The organism is Variovorax sp. SG517 (genome assembly GCF_013376045.1).
In the GTDB taxonomy this organism is placed as follows: domain Bacteria; phylum Pseudomonadota; class Gammaproteobacteria; order Burkholderiales; family Burkholderiaceae_C; genus Variovorax.
Genome location: NZ_JABMJG010000012.1, coordinates 139,600 through 157,308, shown reverse-complemented (window position 1 = coordinate 157,308; position 17,709 = coordinate 139,600). Strand labels below are relative to the sequence as shown.

General features: G+C 69.0%; 16 protein-coding genes. 5 read left to right on the top strand and 11 right to left on the bottom strand.

Annotated features, from left to right (window positions below):
* Positions 1-26: 26 nt before the first annotated feature.
* From FHT32_RS30450 to FHT32_RS30440, 3 genes are read left to right on the top strand one after another with little or no spacing between them, the layout of a single operon-like run.
* Positions 27-2,327, top strand: coding sequence for a TonB-dependent siderophore receptor (locus FHT32_RS30450; protein WP_176668275.1), 2,301 nt, complete (start codon positions 27-29; stop codon positions 2,325-2,327).
* Between the two features lie 25 nt (positions 2,328-2,352).
* Positions 2,353-3,039, top strand: coding sequence for a Fe2+-dependent dioxygenase (locus FHT32_RS30445; RefSeq protein ID WP_176668274.1), 687 nt, complete (start codon positions 2,353-2,355; stop codon positions 3,037-3,039).
* Between the two features lie 53 nt (positions 3,040-3,092).
* Positions 3,093-4,025 (top strand): DUF2167 domain-containing protein, encoded by a 933-nt coding sequence (locus FHT32_RS30440; protein WP_176668273.1) that lies wholly within the window; start codon positions 3,093-3,095, stop codon positions 4,023-4,025.
* A gap of 12 nt (positions 4,026-4,037) precedes the next feature.
* Here the strand turns inward: FHT32_RS30440 and FHT32_RS30435 are convergent, their stop codons facing one another.
* From FHT32_RS30435 to FHT32_RS30410, 6 genes are read right to left on the bottom strand one after another with little or no spacing between them, the layout of a single operon-like run.
* Positions 4,038-4,826, bottom strand: coding sequence for an enoyl-CoA hydratase/isomerase family protein (locus tag FHT32_RS30435; RefSeq protein ID WP_176668272.1), 789 nt, complete (start codon positions 4,824-4,826; stop codon positions 4,038-4,040).
* A 2-nt stretch (positions 4,827-4,828) separates the two neighbouring features.
* Entirely contained in the window at positions 4,829-5,659 is an 831-nt protein-coding gene (locus FHT32_RS30430; protein WP_176668271.1) for an SDR family NAD(P)-dependent oxidoreductase, read from the bottom strand.
* A 31-nt stretch (positions 5,660-5,690) separates the two neighbouring features.
* Entirely contained in the window at positions 5,691-6,110 is a 420-nt protein-coding gene (locus tag FHT32_RS30425) for a MaoC family dehydratase (RefSeq protein WP_176668270.1), read from the bottom strand.
* Between the two features lie 14 nt (positions 6,111-6,124).
* Complete coding sequence (locus tag FHT32_RS30420; RefSeq protein WP_176668269.1) at positions 6,125-6,565, bottom strand: MaoC family dehydratase N-terminal domain-containing protein; 441 nt, start codon at positions 6,563-6,565, stop codon at positions 6,125-6,127.
* Positions 6,566-6,581: 16 nt separating this feature from the next.
* Positions 6,582-7,766 (bottom strand): lipid-transfer protein, encoded by a 1,185-nt coding sequence (locus FHT32_RS30415; RefSeq protein WP_176668268.1) that lies wholly within the window; start codon positions 7,764-7,766, stop codon positions 6,582-6,584.
* Between the two features lie 45 nt (positions 7,767-7,811).
* Positions 7,812-9,371: a long-chain-fatty-acid--CoA ligase gene (locus FHT32_RS30410; RefSeq protein ID WP_176668267.1), complete on the bottom strand. Its 1,560-nt coding sequence runs from the start codon at positions 9,369-9,371 to the stop codon at positions 7,812-7,814.
* 110 nt (positions 9,372-9,481) lie between these two features.
* Between FHT32_RS30410 and FHT32_RS30405 the strand changes: the two genes are divergently transcribed.
* Both FHT32_RS30405 and FHT32_RS30400 read left to right on the top strand, forming a co-directional pair.
* Positions 9,482-10,507 (top strand): AraC family transcriptional regulator, encoded by a 1,026-nt coding sequence (locus tag FHT32_RS30405; RefSeq protein WP_176668266.1) that lies wholly within the window; start codon positions 9,482-9,484, stop codon positions 10,505-10,507.
* Positions 10,508-10,556: 49 nt separating this feature from the next.
* Positions 10,557-11,138 carry a GbsR/MarR family transcriptional regulator gene (locus FHT32_RS30400; protein ID WP_176668265.1) on the top strand — a complete coding sequence of 194 codons (582 nt, stop codon included), beginning with the start codon at positions 10,557-10,559 and terminating at the stop codon, positions 11,136-11,138.
* A 22-nt stretch (positions 11,139-11,160) separates the two neighbouring features.
* Here FHT32_RS30400 and cydX read toward each other — a convergent pair whose 3' ends face one another.
* From cydX to cydD, 5 genes are read right to left on the bottom strand one after another with little or no spacing between them, the layout of a single operon-like run.
* Complete coding sequence (gene cydX, locus FHT32_RS30395) at positions 11,161-11,310, bottom strand: cytochrome bd-I oxidase subunit CydX (protein WP_093201312.1); 150 nt, start codon at positions 11,308-11,310, stop codon at positions 11,161-11,163.
* 15 nt (positions 11,311-11,325) lie between these two features.
* A complete protein-coding gene (gene cydB / locus FHT32_RS30390; RefSeq protein WP_176668264.1) occupies positions 11,326-12,480 on the bottom strand; it encodes a cytochrome d ubiquinol oxidase subunit II in 1,155 nt (384 codons plus the stop codon).
* Positions 12,477-14,096 (bottom strand): cytochrome ubiquinol oxidase subunit I, encoded by a 1,620-nt coding sequence (locus FHT32_RS30385; RefSeq protein ID WP_176668263.1) that lies wholly within the window; start codon positions 14,094-14,096, stop codon positions 12,477-12,479. The genes cydB and FHT32_RS30385 overlap by 4 nt, the downstream gene beginning before the upstream one ends.
* Positions 14,097-14,147: 51 nt before the next feature.
* Positions 14,148-15,869, bottom strand: a complete 1,722-nt coding sequence (gene cydC / locus FHT32_RS30380; protein WP_176668262.1) for a thiol reductant ABC exporter subunit CydC — start codon at positions 15,867-15,869, stop codon at positions 14,148-14,150.
* Positions 15,866-17,557, bottom strand: coding sequence for a thiol reductant ABC exporter subunit CydD (cydD, locus tag FHT32_RS30375; RefSeq protein WP_176668261.1), 1,692 nt, complete (start codon positions 17,555-17,557; stop codon positions 15,866-15,868). Before cydD ends, cydC begins: the two co-directional genes overlap by 4 nt.
* Positions 17,558-17,709: the final 152 nt, after the last annotated feature.

Sequence of the window (17,709 nt, the reverse complement as noted above, 5' to 3'; positions counted from 1 at the left end):
TTGCCTGCACCTTCCGAGATTCCACGATGACCAGCACCTCCCTTCCCTCGCGTCGCCGCACGCCGGTCGCACTTGCCCTGATCGGCCTGTGCGCCGCTCCCCTTCCCGCCGCCTTCGCCCAGCAACAACCGCAGCAGCCACAACAGGAACAAGCTGCCCGGCCCTCCCCGGCCCCGGGTACCTCCGTCCCAGGCACGCTGCGCGAAGTCCAGGTCCAGGGCACGCAGGACAAGGACAGCTTCGGCGCCAACGCCTCGTCGCTGAGCCGCCTGCCGGCCGACCTGCGCGATGCGCCGCAGTCCATCACGGTGATCAACCAGGCGGTGATGCAGTCGCAGGGTGCGACCTCGCTGGCGAGTGCGTTGCGCAACGTGCCGGGCCTGACGATCGGCGGTGCCGAGGGCGGGCAAATCGGCACCAACATCAACCTCAACGGCTTCTCGGCGCGCACCGATATCTACCTCGACGGCGCCCGCGACCGCGCGCAGTACTACCGCGACACCTTCGCGCTCGAATCGGTCGAGGTGCTGATGGGCCCGTCTTCGATGCTGTTCGGGCGCGGCTCCACCGGCGGCGTGATCAACCAGGTCACGAAGAAGCCTTCGCTCACGCCCGCGGGCGAAGTGTCGGTGTCGGCGAGCACCACCGGCCTCGTGCGCTCGACCATCGACGTCAACCGCCCGATGTCCGACACCTCGGCCTTCCGCATCGCGGCCATGGGCCAGCAGGGCGACGCCAGCACGCGCGAGCAGACGAAGCTGAAGGACTTCGGCCTCGACGCCTCGCTGAAGTTCGGCATCAACACGCCCACGCAGGTCACGCTCTCGGCGCTGGTGCAACACAACCGCGACCAGCCCGACTACGGCCTGCCACCGCTGAACGGCCGTCCGGCAAAGGTCGACCGCGACACGGCCTACGGCTTCAGCGACGACCGCACGATCTCCGACATCCAGGCCTTCAGCGCGGTGGTGCAGCACAAGCTCACGCCCGACACCTCGATCCGCAACCAGACGCAATACAACGATGTGACCACCGATGCGCGCGAGACCGCGCCGCAGAGCATCGGCACGCTGTCGGCCAAGGGCGTGTTCACGCCGTTTTCCACCGGCACCACGGCCGCGCCGGGGGCCGCGTTCTCGACGCTGCCGCTGAGCAGCCTCTGGGTGCGCCAGCAGAGCCATGACCGCAGGATCCGCGACAAGTCGCTGTTCAACCTGACCGAGTTCAACACGAAGTTCGCCACCGGCTCCGTCAAGCACACGCTGCTCGCAGGCCTGGAACTGGGCCACGACACCTACGCCAACCAGGCCTACTACCGCAACGGCAGCTGCGCGGGCGTGGCGCTGAACCCGGCCGGCGGCACCAGCGGCTACGCGACATGCTCGCCGCTGCTCGCGCCCTACCAGGGCGACACGCCAGCCACGGCGCCTTCGCTGCCCGGCAACCTGGCCACCGCGCACGCGACCACCGTGGCCGGCTATGTGAACGACACCATCGAGCTGACCCCGCAGTGGAAACTGGTGGCCGGCGTGCGGCAGGACCACTACAGCGCACGCATCTACAACACCGTCCCGACCGCGACCACGCTCGCCACCGAGAGCCAGACGGTCGACTTCACCAGCGTGCGCGCCGGCGCGATCTGGCAGCCAACGCCAGAGCAGTCGTACTACGTGTCGTACAGCACCTCGTTCACCCCCCCGCTCGAGCAGCTCGTGGCCACCACCGGCGCCACGCAGCCGCTGCCGCCGCAGAAGAACAAGGCCTACGAGCTCGGCGGCAAGTGGGACTTCAACGACGGCAACCTCTCGCTGACCGCCGCGGCCTTCCAGATCACGCAGACGAATGCGCGCTCGCAGAACAGCGACGGCACCTACAGCGCGACCGGCACCGTGCGCGTGAACGGCGCGCGCGCAGGCGTCGCAGGCCGTGTCACCGACAAGCTGCAGCTGTTCGGCGCCTACACGCACCTGGACGCGACCATCGTCGACGGCATCGCTCCCGGCACGCTCGGCAAGGTGCCCGCCAACACGCCGAAGGACGCGGCCAGCCTGTGGGCGACCTACGCGATCACACCCGAGTGGGAGATCGGCGGCGGCACCACCTACAGCGCGAAGCGATTCGCCAACAACACGGACCTAGTGCAGGTCGGCGGCTATGTGCGGCTGGACGCGATGCTCGCTTACCATCAGCCGAAGTACGACATCCGGCTGAACCTGTTCAACCTGGCCAACCGGCGCTACTACGACGCGCTGATCCCCTCGGACGGCGGCCGCGCGGTGCCGGGCTCGGGCCGTGCCGCCACGCTGTCGTTCACCTACCGGCTCTGAGCTTCAGAGGAGCACTCGACACAACATGCTGGTCTGCATTCCCGGCATCCTCGACCGCGAGGCGCTCGCGGCAATCCGCTCGCGCCTGGAAGCCGCGGGCGACGCATGGGTCGACGGCCGCGTCACCGCGGGCCACCAGGGCGCGCCGGTCAAGCTCAACCAGCAGATCGACGAAGGCTCGCAGGTCGCGTTCGAATGCCAGTCCATCGTGGCGAGCGCGCTGGAGCGCCACCCCACCTTCATCAGCGCCGCGCTGCCCAACCTGCTGTACCCGCCGATGTTCAACCGCTACGGCGAGGGCATGCGCTTCGGCCTGCACGTGGACGGCGGCGTGCGCATCGACCCGCGCACCGGCCGCAAGCTGCGCACCGATCTCTCGGCCACCATCTTCCTGTCGGAGGCCGACAGCTACGACGGCGGCGAGCTGCAGATGGAAGACACGCACGGCATGCAGACGGTGAAGCTCTCGGCCGGCGACATGGTGCTCTACCCCGCCACCAGCCTGCATCAGGTCACGCCCATCACGCGCGGCGTGCGGCTCGCATGCTTCTTCTGGGTGCAGAGCCTCGTGCGCGACGCCGGCGACCGCGCGCTCCTGTTCGACATGGACAACGCGATCCAGCGCCTCAACCAGAGCGGCGCCGACGAATCGGCGCGCCGCACGCTCACGGGCACGTATCACAACCTTCTGAGGAAGTGGAGCGAAACCTGAGTTCTTTAAACTCCCCGGGCTCACCAGACTGATAACAACCGAGGAGAGAGAACTTGCGTATTCAAACCGCCCGCCTGACGGCCGGTGTGCTGCTCGCGTGCGCCGCTTTCGTGGCGCAAACCAGCCAAGCCGCATCGCCGACCACCACCCCGTCCACTCCATCAACTCAAGCCTCGACCGCCAGTTCGCTCGAGGCCGAACAGGATGCCGCGTTCAAGGCCGCCAAGGCCGTGCAGAAGGTCGGCCCCGTCGACATCACGCTGCGCGACCAGGCCCACCTCCACCTGCCCGCCGGCTACGTGTGGGTGCCGACGCCCGCCGCCGCGCAGCTCATGCGCAGCATGGGCAACCGCACCGACGACACCTTCGTCGGCGCGATCTTCCCCGCCGACGATGCCGACTGGATGGCGGTGGTGAAGTTCGTGAAAGAGGGCTACATCAAGGACGACGACGCCAAGGACTGGAACGCCGACGACCTGCTCAAGAGCCTGAAGGAAGGCACCGAGGCCGCCAACGAGGAACGCTCCAAGCGCGGCATTCCTTCGATCGAGGTGACGGGCTGGGCGCAGAAGCCGCAGTACGACGCCTCCTCGCACCGCCTCGTGTGGTCGGCGCTGTCGCAGCGCAAAGGCAGCACCGACGGCAACCAGGGCGTCAACTACAACACCTACGCGCTGGGCCGCGAGGGCTACCTGAGCCTGAACCTCATCACCAACGCGAAGGACCTGGACAAGTTCAAGCCCGACGCGAGCAAGCTGCTCGGCGCGATCCAGTACGACGACGGAAAGAAGTACGCCGACTTCAACTCGTCCACCGACAAGGTCGCCGCCTATGGCCTGGCCGCGCTGGTGGCCGGCGCGGCGGTGAAGAAGCTGGGCCTGTTCGCGATCGTCGCGGCCTTCCTGGCCAAGTTCGCGAAGGTGGCCGTGGTGGCAGGCGGCGCGGCGCTCTGGGGCATCGCGAAGCTGTTCAAGCGCAACGGCTGACGGCCGTGGCGTTCAGGCTCCCTTGAACCTGGGCGCGCGCTTTTCCACGAAGGCAGCCACGCCCTCCCGCGCATCGGCGCTGCCCGCACGCTCGCGCAGCAGCCTGTGTTCCAGCGCCAGGTGCTGCTCGAAGGGCCGGCCGGGCGCGCCGGCGCAGAGCTCCTTGATGCCGGCGAAGGATGCGCTCGCACCATGCGCGAGCCGAGCCACCAACGCTTCGGCGGCGGCTGCGAGTTCATCGTCCGGGTGCAGCGCATCGACCGCACCCCACGCAAGGCAGCGCTGGCTGTCGATGGCATCGCTGAGCATCAGCAGCTGCTGCGCGCGCACCGGCCCCACGCGGCGCGCGAGGAAGTACGAGGCACCCGCATCCGGCGAGAGCCCGATGGCCGCATAGCCCGTCCGCAGCTTCATCGATTCGGCGGCGAGCACGAAGTCGCCGCACAGCGCCAGCCCCACGCCTGCGCCGCCGACGGATCCGTTCACCGCGACGACCAGGGGCGCGGGGTTGTTCGACAGTCGCAGCAGCGCAGGGTGCAAACGGTCCAGGATCTCATCGACCAGCGCCGGCAGCGCTTCGCCGGCCGCCATGAACTCGTCGATGTCGCCGCCGGCGCAGAACACACGGCCTTCTCCGGTCAGCAGGATGACGCGCGGCTTGCCCGCCAGCACGTCGTCGATGGCCCGCACCAGCGCGTGGCCGCTGCGAACCCCGATCGCGTTGGCGCGCTCCGGCCGCTTCAGCACGATGCGGCCGATGCCCTCCTCCACGCCCCAGGCGATGCCTTCGGCGGTTTCCATGCTCAGATGCCCGTCAGGCCGCCGCTGCACATCAGCGTCTGGCCGCTCACGTAGTCCGACTCGGGCGCGCACAGCAGGTACACGGCGCCAGCCGCCTCCTCGGGCGTGCCGCCGCGTCCCAGTGGAATCGACTGCTCCATCATCGCCAGCAGCCCCGGGTTGATGCCGACCTTGATCTCGCGGCCCTCGATGTTCGCGGTGGACGCCTCGGCGGTGCTCGCGGTGAGCCGCGTCTGGATGAAGCCGAAGGCCACGCAGTTGACCGTCACGTTCATGCGGCCCCACTCCTTGGCCAGCGTCTGCGTGAGGCCGACGATGCCCGCCTTGCCCGCCGCGTAGTTCGCCTGCCCCGCGTTGCCGAAGAGCCCCGCCACCGACGAGATGTTGACCACCTTGCGCACCACGCGCCGGCCCGCCTCGGTCTCGGCCTTCGACAGCGCGCGGATCACCGGCTGCGCCGCGCGCAGGATGCGGAACGGCGCGGTCAGGTGCACGTCGATCATGGCGTACCACTGCTCGTCGGTCATCTTCTGCACCACGCTGTCCCAGGTGTAGCCGGCGTTGTTGACGATGATGTCGAGCCCCTTGAACTCGCTCACCGCCGTGCCGACGAAGCGCTCGGCGAAATCGGGTGCCGCCACGCTGCCGGCGCATGCCACCGCCTGGCCGCCGGCCGCACGGATTTCCTGCACCGTCTCTTCCGCCGGCTGCGCGTCGAGATCGTTGACGACGATGCGCGCGCCTTCCGAGGCCAGCTTGAGCGCGATGGCCCGGCCGATGCCGCGGCCGGAACCGGTGATGAGGGCGACCTTGCCGTCGAGCTTGGGTGTCATGTCCGAGTTCTTTCCTTGTTGGTGTGAGTTCTCAACGCAGCGCGACCAGCGCCTCGCCGGCGATGCGCGTCTGCCCGTATTGATTGGCGCTGTGCACCTCCACGCGCACGCAGCGCTCGCCTTCGTGCTCCAGCTTCTCGATCACGCGGCCGCTGCAGCGCACCGCGTGCCCCAGGTGCGTGATGCCCTGAAAGCGGACGTCGAAGCGCCTCAGCTGCGACTGCGGCGCCCACTGCGTGAGCAGCCGGCCCAGCCAGGCCATGCCCAGCATGCCCTGCGCGAACACGTCGGGCATGCCCGACCTGCGGGCGAAGTCGGTGTCGATATGGATGGGGTTGTGGTCGCCCGAGGCGCCCGCGAACAGCGCGAGCGTGGTGCGGTTCACGGGCGCCAGCTGCAGCGCGGGCAGCTCGTCGCCGACGTTCACGGCGTCGTAGGTCGGTGCATTCATCGGTTCGGGTTCCTTCAGTGGCGGCAGACGATCACCGCGCGCAGCTCGGCGACCAGCTCGTCGCGCTGGTTGATGGCGCGCGATGTCTTGACGACGAATTCGAGCGCGCCGTTCTTCTTGTCGTAGATGTCGGTGATGGTGGAGCGCACCGTCACGGTGTCGCCCACGCAGGCGGGCTTGTGGTAGCTGAAGCCCTGCTCGCCGTGCAGCAGCTTCGACAGCGGAATGCCCAGGTCGGCCAGCAGACGGTCCGACGCGCCCGAGTCCAGCTCGGCCGCGAACAGGAAGGTCGGCGGCGCGGGCAGGTCGGGGTAGCCGGCATCGCGCGCGGCGGCGGCATCGGTGTAGACGGGGTCGGTCTCGCCGATGGCCTTGGCGAAGAACTGCAGCCGGCTGCGCTCGATGGGCAGCACCGAGGGCGGCAGCTCGTGGCCGATCCATTTCCTGTCGATCATCTGGCGGCCCTTTCCCTCAAACCCGCTCGTAGAGCGTGACCACGCAGGCGCCGCCCAGCCCCAGGTTGTGCTGCAGCGCAAGCCGCGCGCCTTGCACCTGCCGCTTCTCGGCCGTGCCGCGAAGCTGCTGGACCAGTTCCGTGCACTGCGCCAGCCCCGTGGCACCCAGCGGGTGCCCCTTCGACAGCAGCCCGCCCGACGGATTGGTGACGACCTTGCCGCCGTAGGTGTTGTCGCCATCAACCACGAACTTCTCCGCACCGCCCACCGGGCACAGGCCCAGCGCCTCGTAGCTGATGAGTTCGTTGTGCGCGAAGCAGTCGTGCAGCTCGACCACGTCGACGTCCTGCGGGCCGACGCCGGCCGCGTCGTACACCTTCTGCGCGGCTTCCTGCGCCATGCTGAAGCCGACCACCTCGCGCATGTCGCGGCTCTCGAAGGTGATGGGGCGGTCGGTGGTCATGGCCTGCGCCTTGATGCGCACGCTGCGGTCCAGGCCATGGCGCTCGGCGAAACGGGGAGAACAGACGATGGCCGCCGCCGCGCCGCAGGTGGGCGGGCAGGCCATGAGCCGCGTCATCACGCCGGGCCACATGACGGGCGCGGCCATCACTTCGTCTTCGGTGACGACGGTGCGGAACAGCGCCACGGGGTTGTTCGCCGCGTGGCGGCTGGCCTTGGCGCGGATCTTCGCGAAGGTCGACATCTGCGTGCCGTACTGCTGCATGTGCGCAAGCCCCGCACCGCCGAAGTAGCGCAGCGCGAGCGGCACCTGCTCGTTGCCGACCAACTCGTCGGTGATGTTCTCGAAGTGGTCGAAGGGGCTGGGCCGGTCGTTGAACACCGCGCCGAGCGCGCCGGGGCTCATGTGCTCGAAACCCAGCGCCAGCACGCAGTCGGCCGCGCCGCTAGCCACGGCCTGGCGCGCGAGGAAGAGCGCGGTCGAGCCGGTCGAGCAGTTGTTGTTGACGTTGACGACCGGGATGCCGGTCATGCCCACCTCGTACAGCGCGCGCTGGCCGGCGGTGGAGTCGCCGTAGACGTAACCCACGTAGGCCTGCTGCACCAGCTCGTAGCCGATGCCGGCGTCCTTCAGCGCGGTGTTGGTGGCCTGAGCGGCCATCTGGGGATAGGGCTGGTTCGCGCCCGGCTTGGTGAAGGGGATCATGCCGACCCCGACCACGTGAACGTCTTGGCTCATGAAAGGCTCCTTGTCTGGAAGTTCGAAGAAAGAAATTGAATTGACTCAGGCCACGCTGCGCTGCCGGCCCTGCCAGAAGGGCTCGCGCAGCTTGGTCTTCAGCACCTTGCCGGCGCCCGACAGCGGCAGCGCATCGACGATGGCCACGCTGCGCGGGCACTTGTAGCTGGCGATCAGCGTCTTGCAGTGGGCGATCAGATCCTGCGGCTGCACGCCCTGCCCCGGCTTGAGCACCAGCACGGCATGCACCGCCTCGCCCCACTCGTCGCTCGGAATGCCGATGACCGCGCAGGCGGCCACCGCGGGATGCTGGTTGATGGCGTTCTCGACCTCGGCCGAATAGACGTTCTCGCCGCCGCTGATGATCATGTCCTTCATGCGGTCCACCACGAAGATGAAGCCGTCGTCGTCCATGTAGGCGCCGTCGCCGGTGTGCATCCAGCCGTCGCGCAGCGCGGCAGCCGTCTGCTCGGGCTTGTTCCAGTAGCCCTGCATCACGTTGGGCCCGCGCACCACCACCTCGCCGACGGTGCCGCGCGGCACTTCGTTGTCGTCCGCATCGACCACGCGCACTTCCATGCACACGCTGGCGCGGCCGGCCGCACGCAGCTTGCCGCGCTTGCGCCCCTCGGCCGTGTGGAAGTAGGCAGGGTTGAGCGTGGCGATGGGCGACAGCTCCGTCATGCCGTAGGCCTGCACGAAGCCCACACCCGGGAAAGCCTCCATCGCGCGGTTGAGCACGGCTTCGGAGATCGGCGACGCGCCGTAGGTGATGTTCTGCAGGCTGCTCAGGTCGCGCGGCTGCCGCATGGCGGGGTGGTCCACCAGCATCTGGATCATGGTGGGCACCAGCAGTAGGCTGGTCACGCGGTCGCGCTCGATGGTGTCGAGCACGCCCTCGGGCGTGAACATGGGGATGATGGCGTGCGTGTTGCCTGTGAACCAGTGCGGCGTGGCCAGGCCCATGTCGGCCAGGTGGAACATGGGGGCGGCGTGCAGGTAGCAGCCGTCGGCCGGTGCCAGCCCTTCGGCCTGCGCCGCGAGCGCCGAGCTGCAGATGTTGGTGTGGCTGAGCATCACGCCCTTGGGAAAGCCCGTGGTGCCGCCGGTGTAGAAGATGCCGGCCAGGTCCTCGCCGCGGCGCACGGCGTCGGGCACCGGGGCCGCGGCGTCGATCAGGCCCTCGTAGCTGCGCATGCCGGCGGGCACGGGGCCATCGCCGCAGTAGACGACCTCGCGCAGGCTCTTCGACTGGCCCCGCATCTGCTCGACCACCGCGCGGAAGGTCTCGTCGACCAGCAGGACGCCGGAGCCGGAGTCTTCCAGCGAGTACAGGATCTCGGCAGGCGACCAGCGGATGTTGCAGGGGTTGAGCACGCCGCCGCCCCAGGGCACGGCCATCTGGTACTCCAGGTAGCGGTCGGAGTTGAGCGACAGCATGGCCACGCGGTCGCCCGCGCCCATGCCCAGCCGCTGCAGCGCGCCGGCCAGGCGCGCGACGCGGTCGGCAAAGTCGCGGAATGTCCGTGCGCGGCCGGCGAAACGCACGGCGATGGCATCGGGGCGCTGCTGCACGGCCCGGTGAAGGCCCTGGGTCAGGTACATGGGTTTGTCTCCGTCTCGTTCTTGTGCAGGCGCATGGTAGAAATCCGGCCGCCGCCCGGCGATTGCACTTCGCTTCGATCGCATGGCAGAAAAGGTCAATCGACACAGACATGCTTCAGCCGCACGTCACCATCCCGGTCGCCTTCGTCCTCGGCATGCTGTCGGGCATCCGCGCGCGGCCGGGCGAGGCGCTGGTGGACGTCGACAAGGCGCTGGAGGACGCGGGCATCGCCCCGGCGCTGCTCGACGAAGCCGCCGCCCGCATCACCGCCGAGCAGTACGTGGCCCTCTTCGCGCTGCTGATGGAGCGCATGGACGACGAGGCGCTGGGCTTTCTCACGCGGCGCCTGCGCTGCGGCAGCTTCGCGCTGATGACGCGCTCCACGCTGGGCGCGCGCACCTTCGAGGTGGCGATGCGCCGCGTGGCCCGCACCTTCGACCTGCTGCAGGACGATCTCTCGCTGGTGCTGCTGCACGACGGCCCGCTCGCCGGCTTCGGGCTTCGGCTGAACATCCAGCCGCCCATGCACCAGAACTTCCTGCATGAGCTGATGCTGCGGGTGTACTGGCGGCTCTTCGCATGGCTGCACGGCGGCCGGCTGGCGGCCCGGCGCTTCGACTTCGGTTTCGAGCCGCCGCCCTATGCCGACGGCTACGCGAAGGTGTTCCCGGGCCCGCTGCAGTTCGAGCAGCCGCTGTCGGCCGTGTGGTTCGACGCCAGCGCGCTGGACACGCCGGTGCATCGCGACGCGCAGGAGATCCAGGCCTTCCTGGCGGCCTCTCCGGCCAACGTGATCCTGCCCCGCCTCGCCGAACAGGCGGTGAGCGCAAAGGTGCGCGCGGTGCTGCAGCAGCACCGCCCGGCGTGGGCCGACCTCGCGACCACCGCGGGCGTGCTGCACATGTCCGTCAGCACGTTGCAGCGGCACCTGGCGACCGAGGGCACATCCTTCCAGGCGTTGAAGGACCAACTGCGGCGCGACCTCGCCATCGTGCGGCTCAACACCAGCACCGTGCCGCTCGCGGCGCTGGCCGAGGAACTGGGCTTTGCCGACAGCGCGGCCTTCCAGCGCGCCTTCAAGGCCTGGACCGGCGGCGCGCCTGGCTCGTACAGGCGGCGCCAGCAGGCTGATTGAGTTTTCAGGACTTTCCGGAATTACAGCCATCCGCGCGACAATCCGGCGCATGGCCAACTCTTCCGATCTCCCGCCCCTCAACCGCCAGTTCGTCGCCCACTTCGGCGAGATGGGCAGCAAGTGGGGCATCAACCGCACAGTCGGGCAGATCTACGCACTGATCTTTCTCTCGGAGCGCGCACTCAACGCCGACGAGATCGCCGAGCTGCTCGAGTTCTCGCGCTCCAACGTCAGCATGGGCCTGAAGGAACTGCAGGCCTGGCGGCTGGTGCACCTGCGGCACCACCCCGGCGACCGGCGCGAATACTTCGAGGCGCCTTCCGATGTATGGGAAATCTTCCGCGTGCTGGCCGAGGAGCGCCGCCGCCGCGAGATCGAACCCACGCTCTCCATGCTGCGCAACGCCCTGCTCGAATCGCCCACGAGCGACGCCGAGCGCCACGCGCAGGAGCGCATGCGCGAGATGCACGACCTGATCGACCGGCTGATGAAATGGTTCGACGACGTGCAGCGGCTCGCACCCGAGACAGCCATGAAGCTCATGGGCATGGGCGCAACCGTGACGAAGGTGCTGACGCTGAAGGACCGCATCACCGGCGGCGCGGCGTCGAAGAAGAAGGCTGCCGAGTAGATCGGGCAGCCCTCCTCCGGGGCTACAGCCGTTCCTGCCCCGATGACGGCTCGGGCGTCCCGAGCTTGGCCTTGCGAACGGCCTCGTCGTCCATGAGTTCGTACCACATGGCGTTGAGCACGGCGAATGCGGCTGCCAGCGGCAGGCCGAGGATCCAGGCGAAGTACCACATCTTTCTTTCCTCCTTTCAGTAGGCGTGTCCGCTCTCGTCGCGGATCGCCTGTTCGTCGACCTTGCCCCACAGCACGCGGTAGACCCAGCTCGTGTAGGCCACGATCAGCGGAATGAAGACGGCCGTGACCACCAGCATGATGAACAGGGTGAGGTGGCTCGACGACGAGTCCCACACCGTGAGGCTGGCGCGCGGGTCGATGGACGATGGCAGGATGAACGGGAACATCGAGGCACCCACGCTGAGGATGATGCCGGCGATGCCCAGCGCAGCCGTCAGCAGAGCGAGTACCGGGCGGCGCAGCGCGAGCCCGAGCAGCGCACCGAGCGCGCCGACGAAGCCGGCCACGGGCGCAGCAAGCGTCCACGGATGCGCCGCATAGTTGGCGGTCCACGCGCCTGCGTGCAGCTCGACGGTCTTCAGCAGCGGGTTCGACGGCCCTGTCGCATCGATCGCGCTGCTGATGCGGAAGCCGCCGATGCTCGTCGCCAGCAGCACGCCGGCCAATGCGTAGAGCGCGACGGTAAGCACGGCGGCGACCATGCCGTAGCTGCGCGCACGCTCGGCCACCGGCCCGGCGGTCTTCAGCAGCAGCCATGCGGCGCCGTGCATCACCAGCATGGCGACCGACACCAGGCCGCACAGGACGGCGAACGGATTCAGCAGGCCGAAGAAGCCGCCGTCGTAGAAGATGTGCATGTCGGGGTTGAAGCGGAACGGCACGCCCTGCAGCACGTTGCCCACGGCCACGCCGCAGATCAGCGCGGGCACGAAGCCGCTGAAGAACAGCACCCAGTCCCAGCGCGCGCGCCATTGCGGCGACTCGCGCTTGCTGCGGAACTTGAAAGCCACGGGCCGCAGGATCAGCGCCGTGAGGATCACGAACATCGCCAGGTAGAAGCCCGAGAACGACACGGCATAGAGCTGCGGCCAGGCCGCGAAGACCGCGCCGCCGCCCAGGATCAGCCACACCTGGTTGCCCTCCCACACCGGGCCCACGCTGTTGATGACGACGCGGCGCTCCACGTCGTTGCGCGCCGCGAAGGGCAGCAACATGCCGCTACCCAGGTCGAAGCCGTCGGTCACGGCGAAGCCCACCAGCAGCACGCCGATCAGCAGCCACCAGATGAAGCGCAGGGTGTCGTAGTCGAGGAGTGTGTGGAGGATCATGCTGCGCTCCCGGTGGAAGGCGAAGGAATGGCCGCGCCCGCGTGGGCCGGCGGAATGTGCGAGAGCGTGTCGCCCTCGTCGGGCGCGTGCTCGGCCTGGGGCCCCTTGCGGATGGCCTTGAGCATCAGCTTCATCTCGATGACCAGCAGCGTCGTGTAGATCGCGATGAAGCCCGCGAGCGTCAGCAGCAGCGTCTTCGCGCCGAGGTTCGACACGGCCACCGCGGTCGGCAGCACGCCCTCGATCACCCACGGCTGACGGCCGAACTCGGCCACCAGCCAACCCGACTCGATGGCGATCCACGGCAGCGGAATCGCGAACACGGCGAGCTTCAGCAGCCACCGGTGGCTGTCGAGCCTGCGGCGCGCGGAGAGCACGAAGAAAGTGCCGGTCAGAAGGATCAGCAGCATGCCGATGCCCACCATCACGCGGAACAGCCAGAACAGCGGCGCCACCTGCGGCACGGTGTCCCACGCGGCCTTGGCGATCTGCTCGTCGGTGGCCTGGCGCGGATCGTCCACGTAGCGCTTGAGCAGCAGCGCGTAGCCCATGTTGATGCCGTTGTCCTCGAAGTCGCCGCGCACGCCCTGCGTCACCTTGTCGGGGCCGCCGGCCTCGCGGATCTTCTGCAGCGCGTCGTAGGCCTTCAGGCCTTCGCGGATACGGGCCTCGGCGCGCTTCACGAGTTCGTCGATGCCCGGCATCACGGTGTCGAGCGAGCGCGTGCCGATCAGGCCCATCACGCCGGGTATGTGGATGGCGTAGTGCGTCTCGCGCGCCTCCTGGTCGGGGAAGCCGACCACCGTGAAAGCGGCGGGCGCGGGCTGCGTCTCCCACATGGCCTCGATGGCGGCCAGCTTCATCTTCTGGTGCTCGCCCGAGAGATAGCCGCTCTCGTCACCGAGCACCGCCACCGACAGCGCAGCGGCCAGGCCGAACGAGGCCGCGACCGTCATCGAGCGCTTGGCCAGTTCGAGGTGGCGCCCCTTGAGCACGTACCACGCAGACACGCCGAGCACGAACACCGCGGCGCACACATAGCCCGCCGACACGGTGTGGACGAACTTGGCCTGAGCGACCGGGTTGGTCAGCACTGCCGCGAAGTCGGTCACCTCCATGCGCATGGTCTGCGGATTGAAGGCCGCGCCTACCGGGTTCTGCATCCAGCCGTTCGCGATGAGGATCCACAGCGCCGAGAAGTTGGAGCCGATGGCCACCGCCCAGGTCGAGATCAGGTGGCCCACCTTGGAGAGCTTGTCCCAGCCGAAGAAGAACAGACCGACGAAGGTGGCCTCCATGAAGAAGGCCATCAGCCCCTCGATGGCCAGCGGCGCGCCGAAGATGTCGCCGACGTAGTGGCTGTAGTAGCTCCAGTTCATGCCGAACTGGAACTCCATCACGATGCCCGTGGCAACGCCCATCGCGAAGTTGATGCCGAAGAGCACGCCCCAGAACTTCGTCATGTCGCGCCAGATCACGCGGCCGGTCATGACGTAGACCGTCTCCATGATGGCGATGATGATCGAGAGTCCGAGCGTCAACGGCACGAACAGGAAGTGGTACAGCGCCGTGACGGCGAACTGCAGACGCGATAGCGCGACGATGTCTAAGTCCATGATGGGGTTCTTCCTTCTTTCCTTGTGTTCCCTGTTGACTGGCTTTCCGGTTCAGTCGGGCCGCAGGCTGCGCAGCGCGGCGTCGAAGGCTTCGCTGCCGCGCCGCAGGTCGGCGACGACACGGCCCTGCTTCATGCACAAGAGGCGGTCGGCAAGCCCGGCCTCGCGGCGCAGATGCGTGGCGATCAGCAGGGTCCGGCCTCCCGCGTGTTGTGCGAGCCGCTGCAGCACGTCGTGCGCGACGGCGGCATCGAGCGCCTCGGTAGGTTCGTCCAGCAGCCAGAGCGGCACGGGGCGCAGCAGCAGGCGCGCAAGCGCGAGGCGGCGCGACTGCCCGCCCGAAAGGCCCAGGCCGCCTTCGCCGAGCCGGGTGCCGAGGCCCAAGGTGAGTGCGCGCACGTCGCCTTCGAGCCCCGCGGCGTGCAGCGCGGCGTGCAGTTGCTCGTCGGTGGCTTCCGGGGCTGCCAGGCGCAGGTTGTCGCGCAGGCTGTCCTGGAAGAGTTCGGTGCGCTGGGTGAGCAGGCAGGCTGGCTGCGAGTGCACCGTGCCGGAGCGCGGCGTGATCTCGCCGGCAATGGCGGCAAGCAGCGTCGACTTGCCCGCGCCGCTCGCACCGATCAGCGCGACCCGCTCGCCCGCGTTCAGGGTCAGCGACAGGTCGCGCAAGACTGGCATGCGGCTGCCGTCGTGGATCACCGTGATGCCATCGAGCTGCAGCGCGGTTGCCCCATCGGACGCGTCCATCGCCGGGGTGGGCTCGTCCGCGGCCGGCGCCATGCGCGGAGCAAGGCGCCGCACCGCCAGCCATGTGCGGCCCGCGTCGAGCGCGCCACGGCGCAGGGCCGCGAAGGGCTCCGTCGCCGTGAGCGCCACCAGCAGCGCCAGTGCAGCCGCCGGAGCGCCGATGACGCCCTCGCCCACCAGCAAGCCGACCGCCAGCAGCACGCCGACGAGAGTCAAGGAGCCTGCGCTGCCATAGGCGATGCCGGCGGCAGCTTCGAGCTTGTTCAGCGCGAGGTCGGCCTTGGCGAGGTGCATGTCGGCGTTCATCACCGCGTCGCGTTGTGCGTCGATTCGGCCTGCCATCACCAGGTCGGTCTGGCCCGCGACCAGATCGACCGCGCGCGCCCGCAGCGCCTCGATGGCATGCGCGCGCCGAACCGCAGGCCGGCGTGCGCGCCGCGCGACGATGAACGCGATGCCCCAGCCGGCGATCACGAGCCAGAGCATCAGCACGAGGCCCATGGCCACGTGCATGAAGCCGAGCACCGTGCCGGCGAGCAATGCGGCGCCCAATGCGGCGGCGGCCGGCACGAGCAGGCGGAGGTAGAGCGACTCCAGCGCGTCGATGTCGGAGGTCAGGCGGAACAGCAGGCGCGCCGGTCGCTTCAGCAAGGCGCGCGCGGCCTCGGCCTGCGCCCAGCCACGGAACAGGCGTACGCGCAGTGCGGCGAGCACGGAGAAGGTCGCGTCATGAGTCACCAGCCGCTCGCCGTAGCGCGACGCCGTGCGGCCGAGCGCGAGCAAGCGGATGCCGGCGGACGGCATGAACACGTCGAAGGTGAAGGCCGTTGCAGCATGCAGGCCAGCCAATGCCGTGGCGGTGATGAACCAGCCGGAGAGGCCCAGCAGCGCCATTCCCGCCAGCACCGTGATCGCGGCGAGCAGGCCACCGAGCAGCAGCGGGCGTGGCTGTTCCGCGAGGAAGGGGCACAGGACCAGGCGCAGGTCGCGCCAGTTCGCGGCGGCGCGTGGAACCGGCGTCTTGCTCATGCGGCCTTCTCCATTGCGTCTGTGCGGCCGAGGCTCACGGTGCGGTCCATGCGCGAAGCGAGGACGGGGTCGTGCGTCGCGACGACGAGGGTCTTGCCTTGCGCGAGCTTCAGGAGCGCATCGACGACCCGCTCGGCGGTCTCGGTGTCGAGGTGCGCCGTGGGTTCGTCCACCAGCAGCAAGTCGGCTTGCGGATGCACAGCGATGCGGGCCAGCGCGAGCCGCACGGCCTCTCCGCCGGACAGCCCGCCGCCGCCTTCGCCCAGCGACGTGGAGGGATGCGCCTGCGCCACGGCCTCGAGCGACGCGACGCGCACTGCCTCATCGACCTGCAGGGTGTTCACACCCGCGCGTCCCAGCGCCAGGTTGGATTCGACCGAGCCCGCGAAGACGTGCGGCGCCTGCCCCATCCAGCCCATGCGCTGCCGCAGCGACGCCACCGTGTGTTCCGTGAGCGCCACGCCGCCGATGGAGATCTCGCCGCGCGTCGCAGGCACGAGCCCCGCCAGCAGGGACAGCAAGGCGGTCTTGCCGCTGCCGCTGGCGCCCGTCAGCGCGACGTGTTCGCCGGGGGCGATGCGAAGCTCGATGCCATCGAACACTTCCTGCCGCTCGCCGGGCCAGGAGAAATGGAGGTTGTGGATGGAGACTGCCGGCGGGCCGCCTTGGACGCCCGTCGCGGCGCGCGTCAGAGAGGCGCTGGCGCCGGGCAGAGGCAATTCGTTGCGCTGCAGTCTGTCGAGCGCTTCCAGCGCAGCCTCACCGGCGGCCCGGTCGTGCCAGACCGCCGACAGCTCGCGCAGCGGCTCGAAGAAAGCCGGCGCCAGCAGCAGCACGAAAAGGCCCTCGCCCAGGCTCAGCGTGCGCCCCCAGGCACCGAAGCCGATCGAGCCCAGCAGGTGGAAGCCGATGTAGACGGCGACCAGCGCCACGCCCAGCGCCGAGAACAGCTCCAGCACGGCCGATGAGAGAAACGCGATGCGCAGCACGGCCATCGTCCTGCGGCGCAGGGACTGGGCCGCATCGCCCAGGCGGCTTGCGGTGATTTCCACCGCGCCGAGCGCGCGCAGCGTCGCCAGTCCGCGAAGCCGATCGAGCAGGAAGGCGTTCATGCCGCCGAGTTCCACCATCTGCGCTTCGCTCGCGGCCTTGGCGCGCCAGCCGACGATGGCCATGAAGAGCGGAATGAGCGGTGCCGCCACCAGCAGCACCAGCGCAGCCACCCACGAGAACGCGGCCACTGCGCAGAGGATGAACACAGGCACAACCGTCGCACGCCAGCGCGCCGGCTGGTAGCGCACGAGGTACGGAACTAGCGCCTCGGCCTGCTCTGCGAGTACGTTGGCCGCGAGCCCGGAGGGGGCCCGGCTGCGGTCGAGCGGGGAGTCGCCGGCGAGCGCCGCCGCCGTTTGCGCACGCAGCGCAGTGAGCTGCGCCCGGGCGCGAGCGAAGGTCCGCCGCGCCCCCCAGGCCTCGCAGCCCGCGCGCAGCAGTCCGAGCAGCAGGATCACGCCTGCTGGCCAGATCACGGCCGCGAAACCCCGGCCCGAGGCCAATCCCTGCACCGCGATCGCCAGCAACGCCGCCTGCGGCAGCCAGAAGAGCGCGGCAGCACCCTGCACCACCCCGCCGGCGTCCGGCGACGCGAAAGCCCGCAGCGGCGATCGGGATGGCGAGTGCTTGGTCATTCCTAAATTTCGTGAATTTTCAGTATTTACTGAAATTTCCACAATCATACCGGAGATGGGAGCAACTGACGAGCCCGCAGACTGCACGCTGCGGTGCCCGAAGGCAACCGGTTCAGGAAGATTTGGGCGGTGCGCCTGCGCCGGCGCGCCCG